Consider the following 259-nt stretch of genomic DNA (forward strand, 5'->3'; position numbering starts at 1 on the left):
CGGCAACCACGCTGGCGTTGCCGCTGGCGGTGCGACGCATGATCGATCATGGTTTTTCGTCGTCCAGCACTACCTTTATCGCCGAATATTTCGCCGCCCTGGTGGCGATGGCCGCCCTGCTGGCGGCGGCGTCGGCCGGCCGCTACTATTTCGTCATCACGCTGGGCGAGCGCGTCGTCGCCGATATCCGGCGCGATGTCTTTGCCCATGTGACGACGCTGTCGCCTGCCTTCTTCGACACCGCCCAGTCCGGCGAGAT

Annotated in this window: 1 protein-coding gene; it reads left to right on the forward strand. The window is 64.9% G+C overall.

The window, feature by feature from the left end; translation table 11 throughout:
• Nucleotides 1–259: ABC transporter transmembrane domain-containing protein (locus tag EOB49_RS35510; protein WP_245473017.1), on the forward strand; the 259-nt coding region annotated here is incomplete at both ends.

It is taken from the genome of Mesorhizobium sp. M7A.F.Ca.MR.148.00.0.0 (assembly GCF_003997735.1).
Classification (GTDB): Bacteria; Pseudomonadota; Alphaproteobacteria; order Rhizobiales; family Rhizobiaceae; genus Mesorhizobium.